The sequence below is a fragment of the Enterobacter sp. ENT02 genome (assembly GCF_019219165.1).
Taxonomy (GTDB): Bacteria; Pseudomonadota; Gammaproteobacteria; order Enterobacterales; family Enterobacteriaceae; genus Enterobacter; species Enterobacter mori.
This window is the reverse complement of the sequence record NZ_JAHUWD010000002.1, coordinates 709,668-731,940: the sequence shown is the minus strand read 5'-3', so window position 1 is coordinate 731,940 and position 22,273 is coordinate 709,668. Positions and strand designations below refer to the sequence as shown.

General features: G+C 53.7%; 26 protein-coding genes and 1 other annotated feature. Of the genes, 10 read left to right on the top strand and 16 right to left on the bottom strand.

Features of this window, described 5'->3' with window-relative positions; translation table 11 throughout:
• The 11 genes from btuD to thrS all read right to left on the bottom strand — a co-directional run bounded on the left by btuD (position 1) and on the right by thrS (position 9,597).
• Entirely contained in the window at positions 1–756 is a 756-nt protein-coding gene (btuD, locus tag KW829_RS09475; RefSeq protein ID WP_218308077.1) for a vitamin B12 ABC transporter ATP-binding protein BtuD, read from the bottom strand.
• A complete protein-coding gene (locus KW829_RS09470; RefSeq protein ID WP_010426075.1) occupies positions 756–1,307 on the bottom strand; it encodes a glutathione peroxidase in 552 nt (183 codons plus the stop codon). The genes btuD and KW829_RS09470 overlap by 1 nt, the downstream gene beginning before the upstream one ends.
• A 33-nt stretch (positions 1,308–1,340) precedes the next feature.
• Entirely contained in the window at positions 1,341–2,321 is a 981-nt protein-coding gene (btuC, locus tag KW829_RS09465) for a vitamin B12 ABC transporter permease BtuC (RefSeq protein WP_218308076.1), read from the bottom strand.
• A 103-nt stretch (positions 2,322–2,424) separates the two neighbouring features.
• Positions 2,425–2,724 carry an integration host factor subunit alpha gene (gene ihfA, locus KW829_RS09460; protein WP_003857805.1) on the bottom strand — a complete coding sequence of 100 codons (300 nt, stop codon included), beginning with the start codon at positions 2,722–2,724 and terminating at the stop codon, positions 2,425–2,427.
• A gap of 4 nt (positions 2,725–2,728) precedes the next feature.
• Positions 2,729–5,116, bottom strand: a complete 2,388-nt coding sequence (pheT, locus tag KW829_RS09455) for a phenylalanine--tRNA ligase subunit beta (protein ID WP_010426089.1) — start codon at positions 5,114–5,116, stop codon at positions 2,729–2,731.
• Positions 5,117–5,131: 15 nt separating this feature from the next.
• Complete coding sequence (gene pheS / locus KW829_RS09450; RefSeq protein WP_218308075.1) at positions 5,132–6,115, bottom strand: phenylalanine--tRNA ligase subunit alpha; 984 nt, start codon at positions 6,113–6,115, stop codon at positions 5,132–5,134.
• Positions 6,116–6,177: 62 nt separating this feature from the next.
• Positions 6,178–6,302 (bottom strand) — a sequence feature (Phe leader region).
• Positions 6,253–6,297 carry a pheST operon leader peptide PheM gene (gene pheM / locus KW829_RS09445; RefSeq protein WP_001386830.1) on the bottom strand — a complete coding sequence of 15 codons (45 nt, stop codon included), beginning with the start codon at positions 6,295–6,297 and terminating at the stop codon, positions 6,253–6,255. Its footprint overlaps the feature before it by 45 nt.
• A gap of 117 nt (positions 6,303–6,419) precedes the next feature.
• Positions 6,420–6,776 carry a 50S ribosomal protein L20 gene (gene rplT / locus KW829_RS09440; protein WP_000124850.1) on the bottom strand — a complete coding sequence of 119 codons (357 nt, stop codon included), beginning with the start codon at positions 6,774–6,776 and terminating at the stop codon, positions 6,420–6,422.
• Between the two features lie 51 nt (positions 6,777–6,827).
• Positions 6,828–7,025 carry a 50S ribosomal protein L35 gene (rpmI, locus tag KW829_RS09435; RefSeq protein WP_003030583.1) on the bottom strand — a complete coding sequence of 66 codons (198 nt, stop codon included), beginning with the start codon at positions 7,023–7,025 and terminating at the stop codon, positions 6,828–6,830.
• 97 nt (positions 7,026–7,122) lie between these two features.
• A complete protein-coding gene (gene infC, locus KW829_RS09430) occupies positions 7,123–7,665 on the bottom strand; it encodes a translation initiation factor IF-3 (protein WP_059443439.1) in 543 nt (180 codons plus the stop codon).
• A 3-nt stretch (positions 7,666–7,668) separates the two neighbouring features.
• A complete protein-coding gene (thrS, locus tag KW829_RS09425; RefSeq protein ID WP_010430168.1) occupies positions 7,669–9,597 on the bottom strand; it encodes a threonine--tRNA ligase in 1,929 nt (642 codons plus the stop codon).
• Positions 9,598–9,919: 322 nt separating this feature from the next.
• Here thrS and yncL point away from each other — a divergent pair, with 322 nt between their 5' ends.
• The gene (yncL, locus tag KW829_RS09420) at positions 9,920–10,012 is read left to right on the top strand and encodes a stress response membrane protein YncL (RefSeq protein WP_071985389.1); all 93 of its coding nucleotides are present in this window, start codon (positions 9,920–9,922) and stop codon (positions 10,010–10,012) included.
• 99 nt (positions 10,013–10,111) lie between these two features.
• Complete coding sequence (gene yniD / locus KW829_RS09415; protein WP_010426102.1) at positions 10,112–10,219, top strand: small membrane protein YniD; 108 nt, start codon at positions 10,112–10,114, stop codon at positions 10,217–10,219.
• 137 nt (positions 10,220–10,356) lie between these two features.
• On the opposite strand, the gene KW829_RS09410 is transcribed toward yniD, so the two are convergent.
• Together KW829_RS09410 and KW829_RS09405 are read right to left on the bottom strand one after the other, a co-directional pair.
• Complete coding sequence (locus KW829_RS09410) at positions 10,357–10,557, bottom strand: hypothetical protein (RefSeq protein ID WP_120158860.1); 201 nt, start codon at positions 10,555–10,557, stop codon at positions 10,357–10,359.
• 264 nt (positions 10,558–10,821) lie between these two features.
• Positions 10,822–11,580 (bottom strand): YdiY family protein, encoded by a 759-nt coding sequence (locus KW829_RS09405; protein WP_010430164.1) that lies wholly within the window; start codon positions 11,578–11,580, stop codon positions 10,822–10,824.
• Positions 11,581–11,875: 295 nt separating this feature from the next.
• On the opposite strand from KW829_RS09405, the gene pfkB reads away from it, so the two are divergent.
• From pfkB to KW829_RS09390, 3 genes are all read left to right on the top strand, one after another.
• Positions 11,876–12,808, top strand: coding sequence for a 6-phosphofructokinase II (gene pfkB, locus KW829_RS09400; protein ID WP_218308227.1), 933 nt, complete (start codon positions 11,876–11,878; stop codon positions 12,806–12,808).
• Positions 12,809–12,914: 106 nt separating this feature from the next.
• Positions 12,915–13,205, top strand: a complete 291-nt coding sequence (ghoS, locus tag KW829_RS09395; protein ID WP_182402480.1) for a type V toxin-antitoxin system endoribonuclease antitoxin GhoS — start codon at positions 12,915–12,917, stop codon at positions 13,203–13,205.
• 105 nt (positions 13,206–13,310) lie between these two features.
• Complete coding sequence (locus KW829_RS09390; protein ID WP_010430160.1) at positions 13,311–14,171, top strand: fructosamine kinase family protein; 861 nt, start codon at positions 13,311–13,313, stop codon at positions 14,169–14,171.
• Between the two features lie 29 nt (positions 14,172–14,200).
• On the opposite strand, the gene KW829_RS09385 is transcribed toward KW829_RS09390, so the two are convergent.
• On the bottom strand, positions 14,201–14,737 hold the full coding sequence (locus KW829_RS09385; protein ID WP_218308074.1) for a YniB family protein: 537 nt from the start codon (positions 14,735–14,737) through the stop codon (positions 14,201–14,203).
• Positions 14,738–14,885: 148 nt separating this feature from the next.
• Here KW829_RS09385 and hxpB point away from each other — a divergent pair, with 148 nt between their 5' ends.
• From hxpB to tcyP, 4 genes are all read left to right on the top strand, one after another.
• The gene (gene hxpB / locus KW829_RS09380; RefSeq protein WP_042714491.1) at positions 14,886–15,557 is read left to right on the top strand and encodes a hexitol phosphatase HxpB; all 672 of its coding nucleotides are present in this window, start codon (positions 14,886–14,888) and stop codon (positions 15,555–15,557) included.
• A 128-nt stretch (positions 15,558–15,685) separates the two neighbouring features.
• Positions 15,686–16,447: a 2-dehydro-3-deoxy-D-gluconate 5-dehydrogenase KduD gene (gene kduD / locus KW829_RS09375; RefSeq protein WP_010426114.1), complete on the top strand. Its 762-nt coding sequence runs from the start codon at positions 15,686–15,688 to the stop codon at positions 16,445–16,447.
• A 94-nt stretch (positions 16,448–16,541) separates the two neighbouring features.
• Positions 16,542–17,132, top strand: coding sequence for a metal-dependent hydrolase (locus KW829_RS09370; RefSeq protein ID WP_010426116.1), 591 nt, complete (start codon positions 16,542–16,544; stop codon positions 17,130–17,132).
• A 127-nt stretch (positions 17,133–17,259) separates the two neighbouring features.
• Positions 17,260–18,651 carry a cystine/sulfocysteine:cation symporter gene (gene tcyP / locus KW829_RS09365; protein ID WP_010430157.1) on the top strand — a complete coding sequence of 464 codons (1,392 nt, stop codon included), beginning with the start codon at positions 17,260–17,262 and terminating at the stop codon, positions 18,649–18,651.
• Positions 18,652–18,699: 48 nt separating this feature from the next.
• Here tcyP and cedA read toward each other — a convergent pair whose 3' ends face one another.
• A complete protein-coding gene (cedA, locus tag KW829_RS09360) occupies positions 18,700–18,975 on the bottom strand; it encodes a cell division activator CedA (protein ID WP_256350567.1) in 276 nt (91 codons plus the stop codon).
• Positions 18,976–19,142: 167 nt separating this feature from the next.
• Between cedA and katE the strand changes: the two genes are divergently transcribed.
• Positions 19,143–21,392, top strand: a complete 2,250-nt coding sequence (katE, locus tag KW829_RS09355; protein ID WP_218308073.1) for a catalase HPII — start codon at positions 19,143–19,145, stop codon at positions 21,390–21,392.
• Between the two features lie 128 nt (positions 21,393–21,520).
• Here katE and chbG read toward each other — a convergent pair whose 3' ends face one another.
• Positions 21,521–22,270: a chitin disaccharide deacetylase gene (chbG, locus tag KW829_RS09350; protein WP_218308072.1), complete on the bottom strand. Its 750-nt coding sequence runs from the start codon at positions 22,268–22,270 to the stop codon at positions 21,521–21,523.
• Between the last annotated feature and the right edge of the window lie 3 nt (positions 22,271–22,273).

The window sequence follows — 22,273 nt, the reverse complement described above, 5'->3', positions numbered from 1 at the left end:
TTACTCTTGCGCGGTAGAAATCAGCATCTTATGCCCTTCTATGTCCAGCCTGCGAAACGACATATTGTAGGCGCGGGCAAGATTTGGAGGCGTAAGAACCTGGTCACGCGCGCCGCTGGCAATCATTTTGCCTCGCGACAGCAGCCAGACCCTGTGGGCATGACGCAGCGTGTGGTTCAGGTCATGACTGCTCATGACGACGGCTATCCCCTGACGGGACAACCCGCTTAGCAGGGTATCCAGCGCCGCCTGCTGGGCAACATCCAGACCGCTCATCGGCTCGTCCAGAAGCAGCAAGCGTCCGTGAGGATTTCCTGCCGGATGGATCTGCAGGATAACCGCGGCCAGACGCACGCGCTGCCACTCCCCACCGGAGAGCTGGCTGGCGTGACGGGTGAGTTTATCGTCTAACCCTAACCCCGTCGCGACATCCGAGAGCAGCGTGGCGCTGTTTTTATCATGCAGATGCAGCATCAGATAGTGCCAGACCGGCATCGCAAACGGTGGCACCTGCTGCTGAACTAAATAGCTACGCCGATGTGCCAGCGATACCGGTGACCAGTCGGCAAGGGCGTGACCCTGCAGCACGATCTCGCCCGGACCAGAGGTCAAGCCCGCCATACGTGCCAGCAGCGTGCTTTTACCGGCCCCATTTGGCCCGACAAGATGCAGGATTTCTCCGGCATTGATAGCACCGGTTACCGGCTCCAGACGTCCCTTATCGGCGACGTCCGTGAGCTGCATCAGCAACGTCATTATTTCGCCAGCGCCAGCTTGATAGACTCCATGACGATCGGATCTTCAGGCGTCATATCCGGTGAGAAACGCTGGACAACCTGGCCGTCGCGACCAATCAGGAATTTTTCAAAATTCCACAGGATATCGTCAGGATAGAGCGGCGCGCGCCCTTTGCTTGCCATACGTTCATAGAAACCGCTGCCCTCTGGCGCCACGGCGGTCGGCGCTGCGGCCACCAGCTTCGCATAGAGCGGGTGGCGATCTTCACCGTTGACGTCGATCTTGCTGAATAGCGGGAACGTCACGCCATAGGTGGTGCTGCAGAAGGTTTTAATCTCCTCTTCGCTGCCCGGCTCCTGACCCAGGAATTGGTTACACGGGAAGCCCAGTACGGTGAAACCGTCTTTCCCCCAGGCTTTCTGAATGTTCTCCAGCTGTTCGTACTGCGGCGTCAGGCCACATTTGGATGCCACGTTGACGATGAGCAACACGTTGCCCTTGTAGCCTTCCAGCGTGGTTTTCTCGCCGTCAATGGTGGTCACTTCGGTATTCAGAATATCAGTCTGCATAGCATTCCCTCAGGTTGTCTTACGGGTAGTGATTTAACGTCCAGCTTTTAAGAGTAGCCAGATAAATACCGGCGCGCCCAGCGTAGCGGTCACTACACCAATCGGCAGTTCGGCTGCGCTCAGGGCGAGTCGGGCGATGATGTCAGCCACCAGCAGCGTTGCCGCCCCGGCAACCGCCGAGGCCGGAAGTAACGTCCGATGGTCGGTAATACCGCACAGACGCAACATATGTGGGATAACCAGCCCGATAAAGCCAATCGCCCCCGCCAGCGCCACGCTCACCCCCACCATCCAGCCAATGGCAATCACCAGCGCATTGCGCCAGAAGCTAATCGGCATGCCGAGCTGGCGAGCCGACGTTTCGCCGAGCGCGAGAATATTCAGCGGCTGTGCCTGAAAAGAGGTCCACAGTATGACCGGGATCAACAGCGCCATCAGCCAGCCCTGCCGCCAGTCGACGCCACCGAATCCGCCCATCATCCAGTACATGAGCTGACGTAAATCGAACGACGTTGAAAAATAGACTGCCCAGGTCATTAACGCGCTGCAGATGATCCCCAGCGCCACCCCGGCAAGCAGCAGCCGACTGGTCGACAGATGCCGTCTGGCAAAACGCAGCAGAATGATGGTTATCAGCAAGGCGCCGAGAATAGCGCTAAAGCTAATGCTCCACGCTGAGAGTGCCCCGCCCCCCAGCATGACAGCCGCAATCAGCCCCACGCCAGCCCCATTCGACACGCCAAGCAGCCCGGGCTCCGCCAGCGGATTTTCAAACAGCGCCTGCATGATGGTGCCGCACAGCGCCAGCGCGGCCCCCACCAGGATCACCGCCAGCGTGCGCGGCAGGCGTATTTGCCAGACAAAAAGCTGGCCATCCGGACCCAACCAGCTTTCCGGCCCCAGCCACCTGTCGCCCGCGCACAGGCTAACGACAGCGGCCACAATGAGCAGCAGCGCAAGCAGAAGCAGGCGACGTCGTTCGGAACAGTGCTGGCGATGGGCAAAATCAAGCATGGGTATGGTTTTAGTCACGTGAGATGTAATTGATTTTACGGTGGGTTTGCAGAAGAGCGCAAAGAAAAAAGGCCGCAATAGCGGCCTTTTTAGTTAGTTCATATTACTCTGCTTTAGGCGTTGCGTTTTCGACACGGCTTTTTAACTTCTGGCCGGGTCTGAAGGTCACCACGCGGCGGGCTGTAATGGGAATATCTTCCCCCGTCTTCGGGTTGCGACCCGGACGTTGGTTTTTGTCTCGCAAATCAAAATTGCCAAAACCGGAGAGTTTTACCTGCTCACCATTTTCCAGAGCACGACGGATCTCTTCGAAAAACAGCTCTACCAGCTCTTTGGCATCCCGTTTGCTAAGCCCAAGCTTATCAAACAGATATTCTGACATTTCAGCTTTTGTAAGCGCCATAGGTTCAATCCCTCAATGATGCCTGGAATCGCTCTTTTAATGCCTCTACACATCTGGCAACGGTAGCGGCAATCTCCTCTTCTTCGAGTGTACGGCTGGTATCCTGAAGGATAAGGCTAATAGCGAGGCTCTTGAAACCTTCTGCTACGCCCTTGCCGCGGTACACGTCAAATAAGTTTACGCCAACTACCTGATTTACGCCAACTTTCTTACATTCGGCCAAAATATCTGCTGCGGGCACGTTTTCAGCGACGACAACCGCGATATCACGGCGGTTCGCCGGGAAGCGTGATACGTCCTGCGCCTGAGGAATGACGCGGTCTGCAACCGGGTTCCACTCCAGCTCGAACACGATGGTACGGCCATTCAGGTCCAGCTTACGCTCCAGTTCCGGATGAACAACTCCAATGAAACCAACGCGTTTACCGTCCAAATAAATCGCCGCGCTCTGGCCCGGATGCAGGGCTGGATTCGCTTCTGCACGGAATTCAATTTCAGATAATTTACCGGTCAGATCGAGAATGGCTTCCAGATCGCCCTTCATATCGTAGAAATCAACCGTACCTTTTGCCAGATCCCAGTGCTCTTCATAGCGATTACCGCTGATAGCCCCCGCCAGCATGAGATCCTGACGGATGCCTAAATTCGCCTGAGTATCCGGTACAAAGCGCAATCCACTTTCGAAAATTCGCACGCGGTTTTGCTGACGATTCTGGTTATACACGATAGTGCCGAGCAGGCCGGTCCACAGGGACAGACGCATCGCGGACATCTCGCTGGAGATCGGGCTTGGCAGGATCAGCGCCTCCTGGCCCGGGTGGATCAGCTGCTGCAGCTTAGGATCAACAAAGCTGTAAGTGATCACTTCCTGATAGCCTTTGTCGTTGAGCATGGTTTTCACACGCTTCAGGGACAAGTCGGCTTCACGGTGGGTGCCCATCACCAGACCCGCCTGTACCGGCTCGTCAGGGATGTTGTTGTAGCCGTAAACGCGGGCCACTTCTTCCACCAGATCTTCTTCAATTTCCATGTCGAAACGCCATGATGGCGCAACGGCTTTCCACTCGTCCAGGCCTTCGGTCACTTCACAGCCCAGACGGGTCAGAATGTCGGTAACCTGTGCATCGGCAACGTGGTGGCCAATCAGGCGATCCAGCTTGCTGCGGCGCAGGGTAATGGTGGCACGCTTAGGCAGCGTCGCTTCGTTGGTCACGTCGATAACCGGACCCGCTTCGCCGCCGCAGATGTCGATCAGCAGGCGAGTCGCACGTTCCATCGCTTTGTACTGCAGAGCCGGGTCAACGCCGCGCTCGTAGCGGTGAGAGGCATCGGTATGCAGACCGTGTCGGCGTGCGCGGCCGGTAATTGAGAGTGGGCTGAAGAACGCGCATTCCAGCAGAACGTTTTGCGTTTCATCGTTCACGCCAGAGTGTTCACCCCCGAAGATACCGCCCATTGCCAGCGCTTTGCTGTGGTCAGCAATCACCAGCGTATCGGCGTTCAGTTTGGCTTCGCTGCCGTCCAGCAGAACCAGGGTTTCGCCCTCTTTCGCCATGCGCACAACGATGCCGCCGTCGATACGATCTTTATCGAACGCGTGCATCGGCTGGCCCAGCTCCAGCAGAACGTAGTTGGTTACGTCAACAACCGCATCGATTGAGCGGATACCGCAGCGACGCAGCTTCTCTTTCATCCACAGCGGCGTTGGCGCCTTAACGTTAATGCCTTTCACCACGCGGCCCAGATAGCGCGGGCAAGCATCCGCAGCCTCAACCTGGATTGGCAGCACGTCACTGATGGTCGCTTCAACCGAAGCAATCTCCGGCGCGTTCAGTTCGGTCTGGTTCAGCACGGCAACGTCACGCGCCACGCCGATGATACCTAAGCAGTCGGCACGGTTTGGCGTGACGCTGATTTCAATGGTGTTGTCGTCAAGCTTCAGGTATTCACGGATATCGGTGCCGATTGGCGCATCCAGCGGCAGCTCAATGATGCCGTTGTGGTCGTCGGAAATACCCAGCTCGGAGAAGGAGCACAGCATGCCTTCAGACGGCTCGCCGCGCAGCTTAGCCGCTTTAATTTTGAAATCGCCCGGCAGCACTGCACCGACGGTCGCCACAGCCACCTTCAGCCCCTGACGGCAGTTTGGCGCGCCGCAGACGATATCCAGCAGACGGTCACCGCCCACGTTCACTTTCGTCACGCGCAGTTTGTCGGCGTTAGGGTGCTGGCCGCACTCGACCACTTCACCCACCACCACGCCGGTAAAAGCACCCGAGACAGGATCGACGCCATCAACTTCCAGACCCGCCATGGTGATCTGGTTAGAAAGTGCTTCGCTGTCGAGCGTCGTGTTCACCCATTCGCGTAACCACAGTTCACTGAATTTCATTGTTCTGTCCTGCCCTTATTTAAACTGTTTGAGGAAACGCAGATCGTTTTCGAAGAATGCACGTAAGTCGGTCACGCCGTAGCGCAGCATGGTCAGACGCTCCATGCCCATACCGAATGCGAAGCCGGAGTATACTTCCGGATCGATACCCACGTTACGCAGCACGTTTGGATGCACCATACCGCAGCCCAGCACTTCCAGCCATTTGCCGTTTTTACCCATCACGTCAACTTCCGCAGACGGTTCGGTGAACGGGAAGTAGGACGGACGGAAACGAACCTGCAGATCTTCCTCAAAGAAGTTGTTCAGGAAATCGTGCAGCGTACCCTTCAGGTTGGTGAAGCTGATGTTTTTATCAACAATCAGACCTTCCATCTGGTGGAACATTGGGGTGTGGGTCTGATCGTAGTCGTTACGATAGACGCGACCCGGCGCGATAATACGGATTGGCGGCTCCTGATCCTTCATGGTACGGATCTGTACGCCGGAGGTCTGAGTACGCAGCAGACGCGTAGCGTCGAACCAGAAAGTGTCGTGGTCAGCGCGTGCCGGATGATGGCCAGGAATGTTCAGGGCATCGAAGTTGTGATAATCATCTTCAATTTCCGGGCCAGTCGCCACGGTAAAGCCGAGCTCACCGAAGAAACTTTCAATGCGATCGATGGTACGGGTTACCGGGTGCAGACCCCCGTTTTCAATACGGCGACCGGGCAGAGAAACGTCGATGGTTTCCGCCGCCAGACGCGCATTCAGCACCGCGCTTTCGAGTTCAGCTTTACGCGCGTTCAGCGCCTGCTGTACCTGCTCCTTGGCTTCGTTAATCACCGCACCCGCTGCCGGGCGTTCTTCCGGCGGCAGCTCACGCAGGGTAGTCATTTGAAGGGTTAAATGCCCTTTCTTGCCCAGATATTCGACGCGGACATTGTCTAACGCGGCAACATCTGAGACCTGGTTAATGGCGGCCGTTGCACTGGCAACCAGCTCTGCGAGATGTGACATGGTTTTCCTCATTATGTCGGTGCAGACACCGATTTGGTGGACTTATTCTCTCGAATTTAGACACAAAAAAAGCCTCCATCGGGAGGCTTATCTGGCGCTGTTTTTCGTTTCATCTTTCACGCGCTAGCCTCCTGAATTCAGGTGCTAAAGTAAAAGAAGAAGCGGAAAATAGCAGCATTCATGCTTGCGTTACCTTGTGTGGTAAAAACCGTGAAGACCTTATTGAAAAGCCTGGACGGGTAAAAGTCAATGTTCTGATGATGTTAAAACAAAAGAGGGAGCAAAGCTCCCTCTCTCAACTGGCTTATGCCAGTGCTGCTTTCGCTTTTTCGACCAGAGCGGTGAACGCTACTTTGTCGAATACTGCGATGTCAGCCAGGATCTTACGGTCGATTTCAACAGAGGCTTTTTTCAGGCCGTTGATGAATTTGCTGTAAGAAATACCGTTCTGACGTGCTGCTGCGTTGATACGCGCAATCCACAGTTGACGGAACTGACGCTTACGCTGACGACGGTCACGGTAAGCGTACTGACCTGCTTTGATAACAGCCTGGAAGGCAACGCGGTAAACGCGTGAACGCGCACCGTAGTAGCCTTTAGCTTGTTTCAAAATTTTCTTGTGACGTGCACGTGCAATTACACCACGTTTTACGCGAGCCATGTGTGCTCTCCTGTATCTATATTCTTAGTAAAAAAATTAAACGTTAACGGCTTATGCGTACGGCAGGCACGCGATAACCAGACCCAGATCGCCTTTAGAAACAAGGCCTTTTGGACGCAGGTGACGTTTACGCTTAGTAGATTTTTTGGTCAGAATATGACGCAGGTTTGCGTGCTTACGCTTAAATCCACCACCACCGGTTTTTTTGAAGCGCTTAGCAGCACCGCGTACGGTCTTAATTTTTGGCATCTTAATAACTTCCACTTCGCATTGTTAAATAAACGAAACATAGGCGAACAAAACCTATGAAACCCGAAGGCTCCACAGATTTTGCTGCTTGAAGGCCTTACTGTTTCTTCTTAGGAGCGAGCACCATGATCATCTGGCGGCCTTCGATCTTCGTAGGGAAGGATTCGACTACTGCCAGTTCACTCAGATCTTCACGGACGCGGTTAAGCACTTCCATACCGATCTGTTGGTGGGCCATCTCACGACCACGGAAACGCAGTGTGATCTTGGCCTTATCGCCATCTTCCAGAAAGCGAATCAGGCTGCGGAGTTTTACCTGATAATCGCCATCGTCGGTACCAGGACGGAATTTGATTTCCTTAACCTGGATAACTTTTTGCTTCTTCTTCTGTTCCTTAGAAGACTTACTTTTTTCATAAAGGAACTTGCCGTAGTCCATGATACGACAAACTGGCGGTTCGGCGTTAGGGCTGATTTCAACTAAATCTACTCCAGCTTCTTCAGCTTTTTCGATCGCTTCTCTCAGACTCACAATCCCCAGTGGTTCACCTTCAAGATCTGTTAAGCGAACTTCCTGGGCGCGAATCTCGCCATTGATACGATTCGGACGTGCCGTTTGAACTCGTTTTCCGCCTTTAATACCTTATTCCTCCAGTTGTTGAAGACTGCGGCTGCGAATCTCTTGTTGCAGCTTCTCAATCACTTCACTTACGTCCAGGCTCCCCAGGTCTTTACCACGGCGGGTGCGAACGGCAACTTTGCCTGCTTCCACCTCTTTATCACCACAGACCAACATATACGGGACACGACGTAAAGTGTGCTCGCGGATTTTAAAGCCAATCTTCTCATTTCTCAAGTCTGCTTTTACGCGAATGCCCGCATTTTGTAGTTTCTGCGTCAATTCTTTAACGTAATCCGCCTGAGAATCGGTAATGTTCATCACCACGACCTGCACTGGCGCAAGCCAGGTTGGGAAGAAGCCCGCGAACTCTTCGGTCAGGATGCCGATGAAGCGCTCCAGTGAACCGAGAATTGCACGGTGAATCATTACCGGTACCTGACGCTCGTTGTCTTCGCCAACATAAGAGGCGCTTAAACGCTGCGGCAGGGAGAAGTCCAGCTGTACAGTACCGCACTGCCATGCGCGATCGAGGCAGTCATACAGGGTAAATTCAATTTTCGGACCGTAGAATGCGCCCTCGCCCAGCTGGTATTCGAACGGAATGCCGTTCTCTTCCAGCGCCACGGCGAGATCCGCTTCTGCGCGATCCCAGGTCTCATCGCTACCGATACGTTTTTCCGGACGCGTTGAGAGTTTGACCACGATCTTCTCGAAGCCAAAGGTGCTGTACATATCGTAGACCATACGAATACAGGCGTTAACTTCGTCACGGACCTGATCTTCAGTACAGAAGATATGCGCATCATCCTGAGTAAAGCCACGAACGCGCATCAGACCGTGCAGCGCACCTGATGGCTCGTTACGGTGGCAGCTACCGAACTCCGCCATACGCAGCGGCAGGTCGCGGTAGGATTTCAGACCCTGGTTGAAGATCTGAACGTGACCCGGACAGTTCATTGGCTTGATGCAGTACTCACGGTTCTCAGACGAGGTGGTGAACATCGCATCTTTGTAGTTGTCCCAGTGGCCGGTTTTTTCCCACAGCACACGGTCCATCATGAACGGGCCTTTCACTTCCTGGTACTGGTACTCTTTCAGCTTGGAGCGAACGAAGGTTTCCAGTTCACGGAAGATAGTCCAGCCGTCGTTATGCCAGAACACCATACCCGGCGCTTCTTCCTGCATATGATACAGGTCAAGCTGCTTACCGATTTTACGGTGGTCACGCTTCGCAGCCTCTTCCAGGCGCTGCAGGTACGCGCTCAGGGCTTTCTTATCTGCCCACGCGGTACCATAAATACGCTGCAACATCTTGTTGTTGCTGTCGCCACGCCAGTAGGCGCCCGCGATCTTCATCAGCTTGAAGTGATGACAGAAGCGCATGTTCGGCACGTGCGGTCCACGGCACATGTCGACGTATTCTTCGTGATGGTACAAGCCAGGCTTGTCATCATGCGAAATATTTTCGTCAAGAATAGAGACTTTATAGTTCTCGCCGCGCTTCACGAAGGTTTCACGCGCTTCGTGCCAGCTGACTTTCTTCTTGATGACGTCATAGTTGGTTTCGGCGAGCTCGTGCATACGTTTTTCGAGCGCGTCGATATCTTCCTGGGTCAGGGTATGATCGAGGTCAACGTCATAGTAGAAGCCGTTGTCGATAACCGGGCCGATCGCCATTTTGGTATTTGGCCACAGCTGTTTAATCGCATGACCTAACAGGTGCGCGCAGGAGTGACGAATGATCTCAAGACCTTCTTCGTCTTTCGCGGTGATGATAGACAGCTTCGCATCGCTCTCGATCAGATCGGACGCATCAACCAGCTCACCATTTACACGGCCAGCGATGGTCGCTTTCGCGAGTCCAGGGCCGATATCCAGGGCAACATCCATTGGGCTAACAGCGTGGTCGTAATGGCGTTGGCTGCCATCAGGAAGAGTAATTACAGGCATTTTATATCCTTATTTGCAGTGATGCCCCACACATAAGAGCATATACAAAGAAAATAATCATTATTTAACAATAGATTGCGAAACCATCTGACCAACAATCGTCAAATTGGCTCGTCATCATGCTCCCGCCGATTTCAGACAAATGCGGATTTACGGCAAGCCCCCTAATGGTAACACTAATGAAAGGGCGAATGCACCCTCTGCGACCAGTTTGAACCTTCACTCATCGGTATGAGTGAACGAACTTTCGCGAACCATGGCTCGCAATTCAAAAGTGCTGAGCTATTCTTGAACAGGTCCTTACACACCCAAGGGGCATCACATGAATGTGTCCAGTAGAACCGTTGTGATATTGAATATCCTTTCCGCTGCCGGTTTAGTGTTGATTCTTGCCGACAGATTCCATTGGTTCTGACATGAATCAATGCCGTTGCATAACCCTTTGTCCCGAATAATGCGCTTTTTACTGCATTTTTTTGGTAGACTGGAACAATAAACTGACAAGGAAGAGGTTATGCCAACAAAACGCTTTGCCGCGAAGCACTGGAAAATGGTGGTCGTATTAATTGCAATCTGCGGTGCAATGTTGTTATTGCGCTGGGCTGCAATGATATGGGGTTAGTGTTTATGCATTGCAAGCAAAAGTAATAAGACATCAAAACCTGAAAACTCTTTGAATATCTTTACAGCATTGCTGTGATGAAAACCGGTACATCACAATCCGGTTTTTTACGGTGAGTTTTAAAACCGAAACACGTATCAGGACCACTCACCGGCAACCAGTGTATGCACGTCAAACGCATCATTCATTGACTGACCGGTAGACTGTGACGCCGGGGCGATGTTTGAACCCGCTTCAACATCAGAGGCGGTACTAATACCCGTGCGATCAGCAGCGAATACGCCAAAAGCGAGTGCCGAAAGCACCATTGCTGCTGCAGCAGTTTTGATTTTTTTCATCATGATTCTTCTCATACTTAATTAGAGCATAAAGACCTAAGGCTGAATTTTGCCTGTAGTGACAGTGTAGATCTGGATCACACTTTTGCATAGTCAGTTTATTTATCAATTCGTGTCAAATAATCTGAATATTCGGGGAGTGGTGTAATTATGAAGAAAATATGGAGATATTTTCGGACCAATTATTTTAAAACGCCGTTTAATATAAATCAGCACAATTTCTAAAAATTAAAAAAGGGCCGAAATAATGTCGGCCCGTTTAGATTACATTTTATAACCCAAAGAAATTGTCGTCCTGCGGTCGGTATGATCAGGCGCAGTTTCAGGCGGTGCTGAGTTCCAGGTCACGTTGTACGCTACCTTTAACCCAAAGTGTTCATTGATGGCCACATTCAGCGCCGTCTCAGAGTTCAGCGTCGTATCATCAGCACCGAATACCGAAACACCCTGCGTGAATTTGGTGTTGTCGGTCATCTGCCAGGCGTAAGTACCCGACGCATAGCCCAGCGGTTGGGTTTTGGTATCACCGTCGGTGTATTCGTCATAACGTACGCCTGGACCGAATTCAAAACGCAGGCTGTGTACTGGTCCGTTCAGGAACTGGCGACCATAACCTGCAGTGAAGACATCACGCTGCCGGTAGCCGTTATAGCGGTCGGTTAGCCAGCTTGCCTGACCGAACAGGTAATCATAATCGGTCATATTGTAACGACTACGCCCGCCTACGGCGTATTTCTCTGACGATCGCTCGTCATTCGCTGAGGTGTTGCTGGCATTCCCCCACAGTGACCAGGCGGTGGTGTTGCCATACCACGTCAGGGTGCTGTCTGCGGTCAGGGAAGAGCTTTTCGTGTTGCCGGATTGCGCCAGATACCCTGCGTTCAGGTTACCTTCAAAAGGTTTTTGCGCTGTGGAGGGATCGTCCATGACAGTAAAAACGGTATCATCGGCGATTGCATTCATTGACGCAAACACGCCACCCACCAGCATCATTGCAGCGGGTACTGTCTTCAAAAGCTTCATTTTATTAAGGAGTCCATACAACAAAAAAAGAGACCATCACGGTCTCGGAAACTTTCTTGAGGATCAATGACAAGGCGTCCAGAGAAAGGTAACAAATTATAAAAAGCCGCAAATAACATAGCAATGTTTTCTTATTTCATTTTTTGAATAAGAACGATCTCAAAACGACTTTTATTTTATAAAAACAACCCCGTACTTTTGTCAGCATTCATATTTAAAATCATACTGTTATTTACGTTGCCTTCCTGTCGATTGATGCCAGGCTTAAAGGAACCCATGCAAAAAGGAGGTTATGATGGTTCCTGTCTACACGCTGACACTCTCCCCTTCTCTCGATTCCGCTACCTTAACCGCACAGATTTACCCGGAAGGTAAACTGCGCTGTAGCGCCCCGGTGTTTGAGCCCGGTGGTGGCGGTATCAACGTCGCACGCGCAATTACCCACCTTGGAGGCAAAGCGACGGCGATTTTTCCTGCCGGTGGTGCCACTGGTGAACATCTGGTGTCTCTGCTGGCAGACGAACAGGTTGCCGTGCAAACCGTCGAGGCCAGCGACTGGACGCGTCAGAACCTGCACGTTCACGTTGAGTCCAGCGGCGAGCAGTACCGTTTTGTTATGCCGGGGGCAAAATTGAGTGATGATGAGTTTCGTCAGCTTGAGGAGAAGGTCCTGACAATTGAAAGGGGCGCTTTGCTGGTGATCAGCGGCAGCCTGCCGCCGGGCGTGAGCACAGAGAAACTCACAGCATTAATTCGGGCAGCCCTGCAACGGGGCATCCGGTGCATTGTCGACAGTTCCGGCGAGGCGTTAAAAGCCGCTCTGGAGCCAGGCAACCTTGAGCTGGTTAAACCCAATCAGAAAGAGCTAAGCGCACTGGTGAATCGTGAACTCACCCAGCCGGATGACGTCCGTAATGCCGCGCAAGAGCTGATACGCAGCGGCAAGGCATTGCGCGTGGTGGTTTCTCTTGGCCCTCAGGGTGCGCTGGCCGTGGATGGAACGGGCTATGTGCAGGTTGTGCCACCCCCCATGAAAAGCCAGAGCACCGTTGGCGCAGGCGACAGTATGGTGGGGGCGATGACGCTGAAACTGGCGCAGGGGGCGTCGCTGCTGGAGATGACGCGCTACGGCGTTGCAGCAGGTAGCGCTGCAACCATCAATCAGGGCACGCGGCTTTGTTCGCTGCCTGACACCGAGAAAATTGTTAATTATCTGTCCCAAAATTAACCGTCCCCCTCTCTCTTCCGGGGAGAGGGTAAAGACGAGCTATAGTCGCCAAAAACGTACTATCGACTATGCTAAGAAAACTTTCATGATAACAATGAGGTGAACTATGAGCAGTGGTGACATCACCCGCTACGTCATTACCGTCAACATTCATGAAGCGTCACTGACCGAGCTCAATGAACTCAACAACGCTTTTACACGGGCAAATTTTCTGCTCACCCTCACGGACGACGAGGGCAATATTCATGATTTAGGTACGCTGACATTTGGCCTGATAAGCGCCCTCAGCGACGAGGAAGTTCACGCCCTGGCAAGCAGCCTGGCCGAGAGTGTGACTGACAAGGACGCGGATATTGAGGTAGAGACCTGGGAAAGCTGGCGAAAAAAAGAACAATAAGTGCGTTGTATGAATTTAAACCGCTCAGGTGTGCGTTAGTTCGTATTTTTTAACAGCCGTTTTGCGCTAACTTTATGATCTGGCAGACAACATGGGAGAGATATCATGTGGCAGGCTATCAGTCATCTTTTAAGCGAGCAATTAGGTGAAGGTGAAATTGAACTGCGTAATGAACTGCCTGGCGGTGAGATCCACGCCGCGTGGCATTTACGCTACGCGGGGCGCGACCTTTTCGTTAAATGCGATGAACGTGAACTTCTCCCCATCTTCACTGCCGAAGCCGATCAGTTGGATCTGCTGTCGCGCAGCAAAACGGTCACCGTCCCGCACGTCTGGGCCGTGGGCAGTGACCGCGACTACAGTTTTCTGGTCATGGAATATCTCCCCGCTCGCCCACTGGATGCCCATAACGCGTTTATTCTTGGACAGCAGCTAGCACGATTGCACCAGTGGAGCGATCAACCGCAGTTTGGACTCGATTTCGACAACGATCTCTCCACCACACCACAGCCGAACGCCTGGCAACGCCGCTGGTCGATCTTCTTTGCAGAGCAACGTATTGGCTGGCAGCTGGAACTGGCGGCAGAGAAAGGGCTGGAATTTGGCAACATTGATGCGATTGTCGAACACGTGCAGCAGCGTCTTGCCGCGCATCAGCCTCAGGCTTCACTGTTGCACGGGGATTTGTGGTCAGATAACTGTGCGCTGGGTCCGAACGGCCCTTATATCTTCGACCCTGCCTGTTACTGGGGTGACAGAGAGTGCGACCTCGCCATGCTACCACTGCATCCTGAACAGCTGCCGCAGATTTATGACGGATACCAGTCGGTCTCGCCGTTGCCGCCTGACTTCCTCGACCGCCAGCCGGTGTATCAACTTTATACCCTGTTGAATCGGGCAATTCTGTTTGGCGGTCAACATCTGGTGAATGCGCAGCGCGCACTGGAGCGGGTACTGGCGGCGTAGCGGGCGGTCATGCACCACCCGCTGTGGCTCTAGATAAAACCGAGCAGAGAGAAAAAGAAATAACCGGCCACGATGATGACTAACGGTAATACATAGAGCGGGAAAATCTGCAGGAAAATCGTGTGACGCGGAACAACAATGCGGGATTCGATTTGCTCGCGGCTCATTCCGTCCGGCCCTTTCGCCTGCTCAAGAATGAGCTGGTCTTCCACACCTTCGCGTAAAAAACGCGTCTGGCGACTCATGCGCGCGCCTGATGCCTGCAATGCCATCGCGATAAAAATCAGCGCGTAAATCACCCAAAAGCCAACATTCGCCTGTTGATGAAAATTCGGTGTCGGTGAGTTAAACCAGAAAAAGTTTAAGAACGGGGTGTTAAAACGCATCATTTCAATCATCACATGCGCGAAATCCAGCATTACCGCATTGATACCCGGCTGCTTTTCACTGTGATCGTACATAAATTTGAGTACGGAAATCAGTGTGGAAATCACAGCCGGAATAAAAATGGCCCAACCGGCAATACGTTTTAAGACAGCGATGCGTCCAGCTTGTTGATACGTCATTCGTTCCCCTTCAAAAAGACGCGTTATTTTTGCCTAAGTCTACCTGCTGCCCATCATTTTCGCCCGTTCTTTAAAAGCATTATGCTAAATTGCAGATTGTGCTTAGCACGTATCGTCTGTCGAACACCTGAGATAAGGAGACGTTGTGATGTCGACACCGCGCCAAATACTTGCCGCCATTTTTGACATGGACGGATTGCTGATTGACTCCGAACCGCTGTGGGATCGGGCTGAACTGGATGTGATGGCGAGCCTCGGCGTCGATATCAGCCGCCGGAACGAACTTCCCGATACGCTGGGACTTCGCATTGATATGGTTGTAGACCTCTGGTATGCCCACCAGCCATGGGTTGGCCCCGGTCGTGACGACGTCACCGCACGTATTATTAACCGCGCCATTACGCTGGTTGAAGAGCAGAAGCCCCTGCTTCCGGGCGTGCGTGATGCGATCGCCCTGTGCAAGGCGCAAGGATTGAAGGTCGGGCTGGCCTCCGCTTCGCCGCTGCATATGCTGGAAAAAGTGCTGTCCCTGTTCGAACTGCGCGACAGCTTCGACGCGCTGGCCTCAGCCGAGAAACTGCCCTACAGCAAGCCGCACCCTCAGGTCTATATGGACTGCGCCGCAAAACTGGGTCTGGATCCGCTCACCTGCGTGGCGCTGGAAGATTCCGTTAACGGCATGGTGGCCTCCAAAGCCGCACGCATGCGCTCTATCGTTGTGCCTGCGGAAGAAGGCCGCCACGATCCCCGCTTTGCCCTGGCGGATGTGAAACTGGCCTCGCTGGAAGACCTTACGGTTGCCCATCTGCGCGGCGAGTGACCTTCTCTTTCAGGCAGCCCTTCGCTGCCTGAAATAAAAATAAAACATCGTTTCATTTAATTGCATTTCCTGCTTTCACCTCCTATTCTTACCTTCAGAATGACAATAACCTTACTTCTGAGGCGCGTATGATACTGGAGTCCTTCACTCTTTCAGGAAAAGTGGCCATCGTCACGGGATGCGATACCGGGCTGGGACAGGGCATGGCCGTGGCGCTCGCACAAGCCGGATGCGATATTGTTGGCGTGAACCGTAAAGTTCCCGACGAAACGGCCGCGCGCATCACCGCTCTCGGGCGTCGATTTATGGCGATTCGGGCCGATCTCGGTCAACAAGAAAGCATTCAGCGCGTAGTGGATAGCGCTGTCGCCGAGATGGGACGCGTCGATATTCTGGTGAATAACGCCGGGACCATACGTCGGGAGGATGCCCTGGCATTCAGTGAAAAAGACTGGGACGATGTTGTTAACCTGAATCTCAAATCGGTTTTTTTCCTCTCTCAGGCGGTGGCCAAACAGTTTATCCAGCAGGGTCAGGGTGGGAAAATCATCAATATTGCCTCGATGCTTTCATTCCAGGGGGGGATCCGCGTGCCTTCTTACACCGCGTCTAAAAGCGGTGTTCTGGGTATCACGCGCCTGCTCGCCAACGAATGGGCTACGCATGGCATCAACGTGAACGCCATTGCGCCGGGTTATATGGCGACCAATAACACGCAGCAGTTGCGCGACGATGAACAGCGTAGCCAGGCGATCCTGGAGCGTATCCCGGCCGGGCGCTGGGGATTGCCGGAGGATTTGCAAGGTCCGGTTGTTTTCCTTGCCTCTGCTGCATCGGATTATGTCAACGGTCACACCCTGGCCGTAGACGGTGGCTGGCTGGCGCGCTGACGCCGCTTTGTGACAAAGAGTTACACCGTCACCTCTTCCGCACACTGTATAAAAACCCTATACTGTATGAATTGACAGTTTGTTGGGTTTTATCATGACGGCGGAAGGCCACCTGCTTTTTTCAATTGCATGCGCAGTGTTTGCCAAAAACGCTGAACTGACCCCTGTGCTGGCACAGGGTGACTGGTGGCATATCGTCCCTTCCGCCGTATTAACCTGTCTCCTGCCGGACATCGATCACCCCAAGTCGTTTCTTGGACAACGGTTGAAGTGGATCGCAAAACCCATTGCCAGAGCGTTTGGCCATCGTGGGTTTACCCACAGCCTGCTGGCCGTGTTTGCCCTGCTTACCCTGTTCTATTTAAAAGTGCCTGAAAGCTGGATAGTGCCGGCAGATGCCATACAGGGGATGGTGCTGGGTTATTTAAGTCATATTCTTGCCGATATGCTGACGCCTGCCGGTGTCCCCCTCCTGTGGCCCTGCCGGTGGCGTTTCCGTTTTCCCATTCTCGCCCCGCAAAAAGGCAATCAGCTGGAGCGCGTTTTGTGCATGGCACTCTTCGCGTACGCCGTCTGGATGCCGCAGACGTTGCCCGAAAATGGTGCAGTTCGTTGGTCATCGCAGATGATCAATTCGCTGCAATTTCAGTTCAATCGTTTCATTCATCACCAGATTGAACAGTAAACAAACAAAATAATCCCGTTTGTCATAAACCATTCCATTTGGATATAAGCGCTGCATCACACTTCTGCTAACCTTGCGCCATCAGGATCGGTAAAAACCGACCGTATAATAAATCAGGAGAACGGGGATGAATTTTCCACTCATCGCGAACATTATTGTGTTCGTTGTATTGCTATTGCTTCTCGCGCAGGCGCGCCACAAACAGTGGAGCCTGGCGAAAAAAGTGCTGGTCGGTCTGGTCATGGGTGTGGCCTTTGGTCTGGCATTACACGCTGTTTACGGCTCCGATAACCCGGTACTGAAAGATTCCATTCAATGGTTCAACATTGTCGGTAACGGTTACGTGCAGCTGCTGCAGATGATTGTGATGCCGCTGGTGTTCGCGTCTATTCTGAGCGCCGTTGCTCGTCTGCATAATGCGACTCAGCTGGGGAAAATCAGCTTCCTGACTATCGGTACGCTGCTGTTCACCACGCTGATTGCCGCGCTGGTGGGCGTGCTGGTGACCAACCTGTTTGGCCTGACCGCTGAAGGCCTGGTCCAGGGTACGGCTGAAACCGCGCGTCTGACGGCGATTCAAACCAACTATGTTGGCAAAGTGGCCGACCTGACGGTTCCGCAGATGGTGCTCTCCTTTATTCCTAAAAACCCGTTTGCTGACCTGACCGGCGCAAGCCCAACCTCCATCATAAGCGTGGTGATCTTCGCCGCGTTCCTGGGTGTGGCTGCGCTGAAGCTGCTGAAAGACGATGCGCCAAAAGGTGAACGCGTGCTGACCGCTATCGATACCCTGCAGAGCTGGGTAATGAAACTGGTCCGTCTGGTCATGCAGCTGACGCCTTACGGCGTGCTGGCACTGATGACCAAAGTGGTTGCGGGATCAAACCTGCAGGACATCATCAAGCTGGGCAGCTTTGTCGTCGCCTCTTACCTGGGTCTGGGCATCATGTTTGTGGTGCACGGCATCCTGCTGGGCGTGAACGGCGTCAGCCCGCTGAAATACTTCCGTAAAGTGTGGCCAGTGCTGACCTTCGCGTTTACCAGCCGTTCCAGTGCTGCGTCTATACCGCTGAACGTGGAAGCGCAAACGCGTCGCCTGGGCGTTCCTGAGTCCATCGCCAGCTTCTCTGCTTCCTTTGGTGCCACCATTGGACAGAACGGCTGTGCAGGTCTGTACCCGGCAATGCTGGCCGTAATGGTCGCGCCGACTGTGGGTATCAACCCGCTGGATCCGGTGTGGATTGCCACCCTGGTGGGCATTGTGACCATCAGCTCCGCAGGCGTTGCGGGTGTTGGTGGTGGTGCAACCTTCGCCGCGCTGATTGTGCTGCCCGCGCTGGGTCTGCCTGTGACGCTGGTTGCGCTGCTGATCTCCGTTGAACCGCTGATCGACATGGGACGTACCGCGCTGAACGTGAGTGGCTCCATGACCGCCGGTACGCTAACCAGCCAGTGGCTGAAGCAGACCGATAAAGCGATCCTGGACAGTGAAGACGACGCCGAGCTGGCGCACCGTTAATCACTGTTGAAATAAAAAAACCGCCTGATGGCGGTTTTTTTATGGCTGTTATTCTTCAACCTCTTCATCCTGGCGGATCTGCATCGCCCACCGTTGCGCTGACTCCGGCACCGTAAACGTGGGTGAGCGGCGGAAATGTTCGCCGATCAGCACAAAGGCCACGTATTTACCCCGTAACTGCCAGACGTCGCGAAAACCATCCACTTTCAGGGCATGGTCAGGCGGCGCGGGCTCAACGCGGGGCACATAGCTAATAACCTGGCGGTTTTGTTGACGAAGAGGTTTCATAAGCGACGGGTTCACTAAAGCAAATTCTTGAAGCAGGAAAATTCTATGATAGCCGATCCGACTACCTTCCGTCGCGCTCAGAGTGGGTGAGATGGCTCCTTTCGTTAATGACGGCATGTGAAAACTCTTAGTTGGCGAGCCATCTCACGACATTGTTCTATCCTTAATAGGGTTTTTAGCAATGGATAAAGGAGAAACGTGCAATGTCGAACAAAGATAAAACACATCAATCACCGATTCATGGCACTGAAGAATCGCAACCGGGTATGGACTCTCTCGCTCCTGCTGACGGCTCTCACCGCCCCTCACCGGGCCCTTCCGCGCCTGGCGAGCAGCCTACCGCACCGGGAAGCATGAAATCGCCGGATACGGAGAACGAGAAGCTGGAATCGCTTGAGCCACACCGTAAAGGTAGCGAAGGTTTTGCGCTCACGACCAATCAGGGCGTGCGTATTGCTGACGATCAGAACTCCCTTCGCGCAGGCACACGTGGGCCGACCCTGCTGGAAGATTTCATCCTGCGGGAAAAGATTACCCATTTTGACCACGAGCGCATACCGGAACGCATCGTTCACGCGCGCGGCTCGGCTGCGCACGGATACTTCCAGCCCTATAAAAGTCTGAAAGACATTACCAAAGCGGATTTCCTCTCCGACCCGGATAAAATCACCCCGGTGTTTGTGCGCTTTTCTACCGTGCAGGGTGGCGCAGGCTCGGCCGACACGGTGCGCGATATCCGCGGCTTTGCCACCAAATTTTATACCGAAGAAGGTATTTTCGACCTGGTCGGCAACAATACCCCGGTGTTTTTCATTCAGGATGCGCATAAATTTCCTGACTTTGTCCATGCGGTAAAACCGGAGCCCCACTGGGCCATACCGCAGGGACAAAGTGCGCACGACACCTTCTGGGACTACGTCTCGCTACAGCCAGAAACATTGCACAACGTGATGTGGGCAATGTCAGACCGCGGCATTCCGCGCAGCTATCGCACCATGGAAGGGTTTGGCATCCACACCTTCCGCCTGATTAACGCGGAAGGCAAAGCCACTTTCGTGCGCTTCCACTGGAAACCTGTGGCGGGTAAAGCGTCGCTGGTGTGGGATGAAGCGCAGAAGCTGACTGGCCGCGATCCTGATTTCCACCGCCGCGAGCTGTGGGAATCCATTGAAGCCGGAGACTTCCCGGAATACGAACTGGGGTTACAGTTGATTCCGGAAGAGGACGAGTTCAAATTTGATTTCGACCTGCTTGATCCGACTAAACTCATTCCTGAGGAACTGGTGCCGGTTCAACTGGTAGGGAAAATGGTGCTCAACCGTAATCCGGATAATTTCTTTGCCGAGAATGAACAGGCCGCCTTCCACCCGGGCCATATTGTCCCCGGTCTGGATTTCACCAACGACCCGCTGTTACAGGGTCGTCTGTTCTCCTACACCGACACGCAGATTAGCCGTCTCGGCGGACCGAACTTCCACGAAATCCCCATTAACCGCCCTACCTGCCCGTATCACAATTTCCAGCGCGACGGGATGCATCGCCAGGATATCGACACCAACCCGGCGAACTACGAACCGAACTCGATCAACGATAACTGGCCACGTGAAACACCACCGGGCCCGAAACGTGGCGGGTTTGAGTCGTATCAGGAACGCGTCGAGGGGACCAAAATTCGCGAACGCAGCCCATCCTTCGGTGAGTATTACGCCCATCCTCGCCTGTTCTGGAACAGCCAGACCCCGATTGAGCAGCAGCATATCATCGGCGGCTTCAGCTTTGAGCTGAGCAAGGTGGTGCGCACCTACATCCGCGAGCGCGTGGTTGATCAGCTGGCGCGAATAGATATCCAGCTTGCGCAGAGCGTCGCCGTTAACCTCGGTATTACCCTGACCGATGAGCAACGTAACGCAGCTCCACCGAAAGACGTTAACGGGCTGAAAAAGGATCCGTCTCTGAGCCTGTACGCCGTACCGGGCGGATCGATTAAGGGCCGCGTGGTCGCCATCCTGCTGAACGATAAAACCCGCGCCAGCGACGTGCTGGGGATTATGCAGGCGCTGAAAACCCAGGGCGTGCATGCGAAACTGCTTTATTCCCGTATGGGCGAAGTGACCGCCGATGATGGCTCCGTGCTGCCGGTGGCGGCGACCTTTGCCGGGGCGCCTTCGCTGACCGTTGATGCGGTGATTGTGCCGTGTGGAGATATTGACAGCCTGCTGACCAACGGTGACGCCGTGTATTATCTGCTGGAAGCCTATAAGCATCTGAAACCGATCGCCCTGGCAGGCGATGCGCGACAGTTTAAGGCGCAGCTGAAGGTGGCCGATCAGGGTGAGGACGGCATTGTCGAGGGCGATAACGTTGACGATGCCTTTATGACGAAGCTGTTTGATTTACTCGCCGCGCACCGCGTCTGGTCGCGCAGCAGTAAGATCGATCACATTCCAGCGTAAACAATACCCTCACCCCGGCCCTCTCCCTGAAAGGGAGAGGGAGAAATGCTGACCTGTGCTGGCATGACAAACCGCACCGCCCAGTGCCCTCGCCCCTTTGGGGAGAGGGTTAGGGTGAGGGGGATTTCTCACAAATCCCCAAACGTCCCCAACCGATACCCTCGCTCGGCAATCGCATACTTCAGCGATGCCGACGTCAGCACATCCAGTTCCACCAGACGCGGCCAGCAGTAGGCACTTTTCCGCACGGTATTATCGACAAATGCCGGGTGCGCCATCACCTCTACGGACTTTTCACCGCGAGCGGCGGACTCATCCAGCACCTTCAGGAACAGCGCTTCGTCGATCTCGTCGCCGTAAAATGCACTGCTGAATCCATCTGTTGATTTCACAGCGCAGTCCGGCACGCCGGGCACCTCACGATCCACGCGGATCGCGACGCCTTTACGCTGTGCAAACTCCGCGACAATCGGGAAAATCGCCGGGATCATGTGCACGTGGTGATGGCTATCGATGTGCGTCGGCTCCCTGCCAAACACATCAACAAAGCGGTTAAACTGGCAATCCAGTTCACGGGTAATCTCTTCGAGCGGCAGAGCGCCCTGCTCTGCCATTTCCCAAATCCATTTCCCTAACTGCCCGTCACGCGTCAGACCCGGCATCGGTGAAAGCGGCATACCCAGCGTCAGAACAAAATGCATGCCCACACCCAGCCCGGGAACGTCCCGACTTAGCTGAGCCGCATGTTCAACCGCCTCGCCGTTAATCAACGCCGTGGTTGAACTCACCACACCCCGACGACAGGCTTCAATGATGCCGTAGTTCTGCCCTTTCGACAGGCCAAAATCATCGGCGTTTACGATCAGCAGGTTTTCCATCGT